The organism is Streptomyces sp. NPDC055078, from assembly GCF_053607985.1.
Genome location: NZ_JBSGUP010000534.1, coordinates 1 through 5,746, shown reverse-complemented (window position 1 = coordinate 5,746; position 5,746 = coordinate 1). Strand labels below are relative to the sequence as shown.

Below are 5,746 nucleotides of genomic sequence, written 5' to 3'. Positions count from 1 at the left end.
CCCAGGTGAGCGCCGACCCGTCCGGTGCCGCTCGTACGGACGTGCGTGCGTACGAATGTGCGTGCGGACGTACGGATGCCGGGCGGCCGGCCCCGCGTGCCGCGCCCCGGCGTCCGTCCACCCGAAGGACGCACCCGAGGACGCGCACCCGAGGTCGCCCGGCCGGGAGCGTCCACCCCGAGGGCGCCCACCCGATAGCGTCCGGCCGGGACGCCTGGCCGCTGTGGCCTGCGGCACCCGGTCCGGCCCGCGACAGGTCGTGGGCCGGGCCACCGCCGCGATCCCGCGCGCCCGGCCGCCGAGTGCACCACCAGCCGGTGCGCCACCGCCGGGTGGTGTGCTGTTACGTCCGAGTACATCCGAGTACACCCGAGAGGTCCGCGGGCGGAGTCCCCGCACCCCGCCCGTGGTACCGAACACCACCAGTGGGGGATCGTCATGTCCACGCCTCGCGAGTCGCTGTCCGACGCCCGGCTCTATCTCTGCACGGACGCCCGGAAGCGGCAGGGCGACCTCGCCGCCTTCCTGGACGCCGTCCTGCCCGCCGGGGTCGACATCGTCCAGCTCCGGGACAAGGGCATGGAGGCGGCCGAGGAACTGGAGCACCTCCAGGTCCTCGCCGACGCCTGCCGGCGGCACGGCAGACTGCTCGCCGTGAACGACCGCGCCGATGTCGCCCACGCCATCGCCTCCGATGTGCTCCATCTCGGCCAGGGCGATCTGCCGGTCCCGGCCGCCCGCGCGATCCTCGGCGACGATGTCCTCGTGGGCCGGTCCACGCACTCCGCGTCCGAGGCGGCGGCGGCAGCCGTGCAGCCGGGCGTGGACTACTTCTGCACCGGCCCCTGCTGGCCCACCCCGACCAAGCCGGGACGCCACGCACCCGGGCTCGACCTTGTGCGCCACACCGCCGCTCTGGGGACCGACCGCCCGTGGTTCGCGATCGGCGGGATCGACGCGGGCAACCTCGACCAGGTGCTGGACGCGGGTGCCCGCCGGATCGTCGTCGTACGGGCGATCACCGGTGCCGACGACCCGGCCGCCGCCACCGCCGATCTCGCCGAGCGGATCCGTTCCCGGGACGAGTAGGCCAATTGCGGACAGAATCTGTCCGATTGGTGGACGCCGGTTGGGTGGCCCCCTGACCCTCGATAACCTGCGAATATGGCCCTCGGAACACCATCGACAAGGACGGACCGCGCACGGACCGTGCGCGAGTTGCTCGCTACCGGCAGGACGTCCTACTCCTTCGAGTTCTGGGCGCCCAAGACCGAGAAGGGCGAGCGCAACCTCTGGAACGCCCTGCGCCGGGTCGAGGCGGTGGCCCCCAGCTTTGTCTCCGTGACCTACGGAGCCGGTGGCTCCACCCGCGCCGGCACCGTCCGTGCCACGGAGCGGATCGCCGCCGACACCACCCTCACCCCCGTCGCGCATCTCACCGCGGTGAACCACTCCATCGCCGAGCTGCGCAATATGATCGGCCAGTACGCCGATGCCGGGATCCGCAACATCCTCGCCGTACGGGGCGACCCGCCCGGCGACCCCATGGGCGAGTGGGTCGAGCACCCCGAGGGCGTGCGGTTCGCGGCCGAGCTGGTCCAGCTGATCAAGGAGTCCGGGGACTTCTGTGTCGGCGTCGCCGCCTTCCCCGAGATGCATCCGCGTTCCGAGGACTGGGAATCCGACATCCGGCACTTCGTCGACAAGTGCCGCGCCGGTGCCGACTACGCGATCACCCAGATGTTCTTCCGGCCCGAGGACTACTTCCGGCTGCGCGACCGGGCCCAGGCAGCGGGGTGCGAGACCCCGATCATCCCCGAGATCATGCCCGTCACGAGTGTGAAGCAGCTCGAACGCTTCGCGCAGCTCAGCAATGCCGCGTTCCCTCCGGGGCTGAAGGACAGGATCCTGTCCGTCAGAAACGACCCCGCCGCTGTACGCTCCATGGGAATCGAGTTCGCAACGGAGTTCTGTGCGGAGCTGCTCGCCGAGGGTGTCCCCGGACTGCACTTCATCACGCTCAACAACTCGACCGCGACGCTCGAAATCTACGAGAATCTCGGACTGCACGAGCAGTCGTGATCGGCCGTACCCGCCCTGAGCCGGGGCGGCGGCCGAAGGAGAGGGGCGGGCATGGGCTGGACGGTCCTCTATATCGCGTTCGGCATTGTCGCGCTGTGGCTCCTCGGTGAGGTGCTGCTGCAGTACAAGGCGCGTCTTCGATGGCGCCTGCTCGCCTTCGGCGGGTTCCTGGGCGTGGTCGTCGGGGTGCTGATCCCGTCCGTCGCGGTGATCGCTCTGGGGACGGTCGCCTTCGCGGTCGGGCAGACCTATGTGACGCTCTCCTTCCGCCAGGGCTTCTCCACCGGCTGGGCGATCGGGGGCCGTCCGGGCGCGAGCCGCCGCCGCAAGGACGAATCGCACGAGCCCGTGCTTGAGGTCTCCGGACTGGAGGAGACCTCCCCTGGTTACGCGGCGGGCGGTCCCCCCACCCTGCCGCCCGAGCCGGTCTACGCTCCGGAGCCGATGCCGGACGACACCGGCCAGTACGGCGTCTACCGCGACAGCGCCCAGGACGTGCCGCCCCCGCAGCCGGCTGGCCAGCAGTACGGTCAGTACGACGGCGCCTTCGACCCCTACTACGCCCAGTCGCAGCCGGGCGGCCAGGACACGGCGGCCGGGCAGCAGTACGACTACGGCACCGGGCAGCAGCAGTACACGGCGTACTCCGACCCTTATGTGGGCGGGCAGCAGTACAGCACCTACGACGCCTACGACAGCTTCGGCAACCAGCAGCAGGCCGGCCCCGATCACTACTACGCCCCGGCGCCGGTGGACACGCCCCCGGGCGGTGTCTGGGTCCCGCACCAGCGCGAAGCCGAGCCGCAGCCGCCCCAGGATCCGTCGGCGCCGTACGGCTATGACCCGGCGTACAACGAGCAGCAGCAGTACCGCTACTGACGCCTGACCGGCGAACCCCTCCCCGCAGGACCCCCCGCTGCCCGGGACGCCGTGATCCCGCCGGACGGGGACGCGGGCCCCATGCCGTCCGGCGACCGGACGGAGCGGGGTGCGGGCCGCCGTACGCTCACCGGGAGCCCCGGAATCCCGCGCCCTCCACGATCAGGCCCGCCACCAGCGCCCCCGACATACCGGCATGGGCCAGGCCGCCGCCCGGGTGGGAGTGGCCGCCCACCAGATACAGACCCGGCAGCCGGGTGGTGTTCGCCGGGTGGAGGTGGCGGCCACCGGGCCCGGCCAGCGCGGGCGCCGGTATCGGACCCGTATCGGCGGGCGACAGGACCTCCCGCCACAGCAGGCGCTCCCGTATCTCCGGCACGCCGCCTGCCACCGGGCCCGCGGTGTCGATCAGCACCTCCGCGTACCGCTCGCACAGCGCCCGGTCGGTCCAGTCCACCGCGCCGCCGTGCCCGGCGACCGTCGCCGAGAGGGTGATCGCCTCATGGGCGTCGTCCGGGCGTGTCCGAGGGTCGTCCGGACGCAGCACGGTGACCGTGGGCCGCTCGGCGATCCGGCCGCCGAAGACGGCCCCGGCCTCAGCCCCGGTGTCGGGGGAGTGCACCACACTGCGGTGGGCCGTGGGCCGCCCCCGGCCGCGCAGCGCCAGCAGCACGGTGAACCTGCCGGGCAACCGCCCCCCGCCCGCGCCCCCCTGGGGCCGTACATCCTCGTCGTGCCACAGCTCACGCCCGGCCGGCGGCACCACACCCGCGCCCGCCACCACATGGTCCGCCTCGGTGACCGAGCCGTCCGCCAGCTCCACCCCAGCGGCCCTGCCGTCCTTCTCGACGACCGAGACGACCTCCGCGCCGAAGACGAACTCCACCCTGCGGGCCCGGCACCGCTCGTACACCGCACGGGCCAGCTCCCGCAGTCCGCCCTCGACATACCAGCTGCCGAATGTCTGCTCCATGTACGGCAGCAGGGCGGCCCCCGCCGGGGCGTGCCGGGGATCCAGCCCGTACCCCAGCGCACAGCTCTCGAAGAGGGCCCCCAGCCGGGGGTCGGCCAGCTCCCAGGACCCCACCTCGGCGACCGTCGACGCCTGTCGGGCGCGCAGCACTCTGCGGCGGCGCGGCGCCGGGTACGGATCGCGCTCCAGGATCCGCCAGTCCGGCCGCAGCGGCTCCTCCAGCAGCGGCCGGCGCGAACGCTCCCAGGCGTCCCCGGCCCGGCCCAGGAAGTCCCCCCACCGCTCACCCGCCCCCGCGCCGAGCGCCGACTCCAGCGCGGAGACGATTCCCGCGCGCGAGGCGTTCGGCAGGGCCACCTCGGTGCCGTCGGCGAACAGATGCCGGCTCGCGGGGTCGACCTGCGCCAGGCCGACGCACCGCTCCAGCGGCTCCTTGCCCGTCTTCAGAAACAGATCCCGCCACACGGCGGGCAGATGCAGCAGACCGGGACCCGTGTCGAAGACGAAGCCGTCCCGCTCGACCGAGCCCAGCGCGCCCCCATATCCCGGCGAGCGCTCGTACACCATCACCCGGTGGCCTGCCACGGCCAGCCGGGCAGCAGCCGCCATGGCGCCCATCCCGGCGCCGATCACCGCAATCCGTGCCATGCGTGCGACTCTATCGACCCCCACTGACAGTCACCCCGGGGGCCGACCGCCCGCCCCGGTGACCGCCGCCAGCCGTTTCTCCTCCCGGCGCTGTGCCCTGCGCCGCCAGAACCGCCGGATCTTCTTCGCGAGGAGGATCACTATGACGATGCCCAGCACCAGCAGTGTCCCCGCGATGATCGCGGCGGGCAGCGGGTGGAAGATCGCGAAGGTGACGATCCCGGCGACGCCGAGATCCTCCGCCACGCTCACGGCGATATTGCTGAAGGGCTCGGGCGATGTGTTCACCGCCATCCGGGTCCCTGCCTTGACGAGGTGGCTCATCAGCGCGGTCGAGCCGCCCACCGCCCCGGCCGCGATCTCCGGCAGCGAACCGCTCTGACCGGCGAGCAGCGCGGCCACGACCGCGCCCGTCACCGGACGGATCACGGTGTGGACCGAGTCCCATATGGAGTCGACGTACGGGATCTTGTCCGCCACCGCCTCGCACAGGAAGAGCACTCCGGCCACGATCAGGACATCGGTGCGCTGCAAGGACTCGGGCACCTCGTCGGTGAGGCCGGTGGCCCCGAAGACGCCCAACAGCAGGATCACCGCATACGCGTTGATCCCGCTGGCCCAGCCGCTGGTGAAGACGAGAGGGAGTACGGACACGGACGCGATGGTAACCAGGCGCCGGTCCCGGCGGATGAGGAGGAGCCCTGAGGACTGAGTAGGTGTACCTAGTCAGGGAGATGAGTACGCGGGCGGATGGGGTCCCACCTGCGATGACGGGAGAGTGGAGACCACGGAGGGGGACGCGGCGCCGACACCGCCGACACGGGGCGGCGGAACGGCGCGGCTCCCCCGACGGACCGGGGGCGTACGACGGGGAGCCCTCACATCGAGGGCTCCCCGGCACTACGGGGGGCTCAGAACCGGGGGAACGGGGGAAGCGGGGGATCGGGGGGTACGGGGGAACAGCACGGGGGACCGGGTGGGGTGTGCCGGTCCGGTCGGAGTCCGGGGGGATCGGGTTCCGACCGGACCGGCACCTTCATGTGTGCCCCGGGTCCCCGCGCCCCCCCGCGTGCCCTGCGTGCCCCGCGTCTCCGCCCCCCCCCCCCCCCGGGGGCCCGCGGCGCCCCGCCCCCCGGGCGCCCCCGGGGCCGCCCCGCGCCGGCG

Annotated in this window: 5 protein-coding genes; 3 read left to right on the top strand and 2 right to left on the bottom strand. The window is 72.9% G+C overall.

Features of this window, described 5'->3' with window-relative positions:
- The first annotated feature begins 438 nt into the window (after positions 1-438).
- The 3 genes from thiE to ACWF94_RS31305 all read left to right on the top strand — a co-directional run bounded on the left by thiE (position 439) and on the right by ACWF94_RS31305 (position 2,961).
- Positions 439-1,089: a thiamine phosphate synthase gene (gene thiE / locus ACWF94_RS31315; RefSeq protein WP_453496070.1), complete on the top strand. Its 651-nt coding sequence runs from the start codon at positions 439-441 to the stop codon at positions 1,087-1,089.
- A gap of 75 nt (positions 1,090-1,164) precedes the next feature.
- Complete coding sequence (gene metF, locus ACWF94_RS31310; RefSeq protein ID WP_453496067.1) at positions 1,165-2,082, top strand: methylenetetrahydrofolate reductase [NAD(P)H]; 918 nt, start codon at positions 1,165-1,167, stop codon at positions 2,080-2,082.
- A gap of 51 nt (positions 2,083-2,133) precedes the next feature.
- On the top strand, positions 2,134-2,961 hold the full coding sequence (locus ACWF94_RS31305) for a hypothetical protein (RefSeq protein ID WP_453496064.1): 828 nt from the start codon (positions 2,134-2,136) through the stop codon (positions 2,959-2,961).
- A gap of 127 nt (positions 2,962-3,088) precedes the next feature.
- On the opposite strand, the gene ACWF94_RS31300 is transcribed toward ACWF94_RS31305, so the two are convergent.
- Positions 3,089-4,582, bottom strand: coding sequence for a phytoene desaturase family protein (locus ACWF94_RS31300; RefSeq protein WP_453496061.1), 1,494 nt, complete (start codon positions 4,580-4,582; stop codon positions 3,089-3,091).
- Between the two features lie 30 nt (positions 4,583-4,612).
- The gene (locus ACWF94_RS31295; RefSeq protein WP_453496058.1) at positions 4,613-5,236 is read right to left on the bottom strand and encodes a DUF4126 domain-containing protein; all 624 of its coding nucleotides are present in this window, start codon (positions 5,234-5,236) and stop codon (positions 4,613-4,615) included.
- Positions 5,237-5,746 lie beyond the last annotated feature (510 nt).

What these genes read in the sequence shown, in the direction of transcription:
- ACWF94_RS31305 (WP_453496064.1), top strand. Translation starts at nt 2,134, where the DNA reads ATGGGCTGGACGGTCCTCTATATCGCGTTCGGCATTGTCGCGCTGTGG.
- thiE (WP_453496070.1), top strand. Translation starts at nt 439, where the DNA reads ATGTCCACGCCTCGCGAGTCGCTGTCCGACGCCCGGCTCTATCTCTGC.
- metF (WP_453496067.1), top strand. Translation starts at nt 1,165, where the DNA reads ATGGCCCTCGGAACACCATCGACAAGGACGGACCGCGCACGGACCGTG.
- ACWF94_RS31300 (WP_453496061.1), bottom strand. Translation starts at nt 4,582, where the DNA reads ATGGCACGGATTGCGGTGATCGGCGCCGGGATGGGCGCCATGGCGGCT.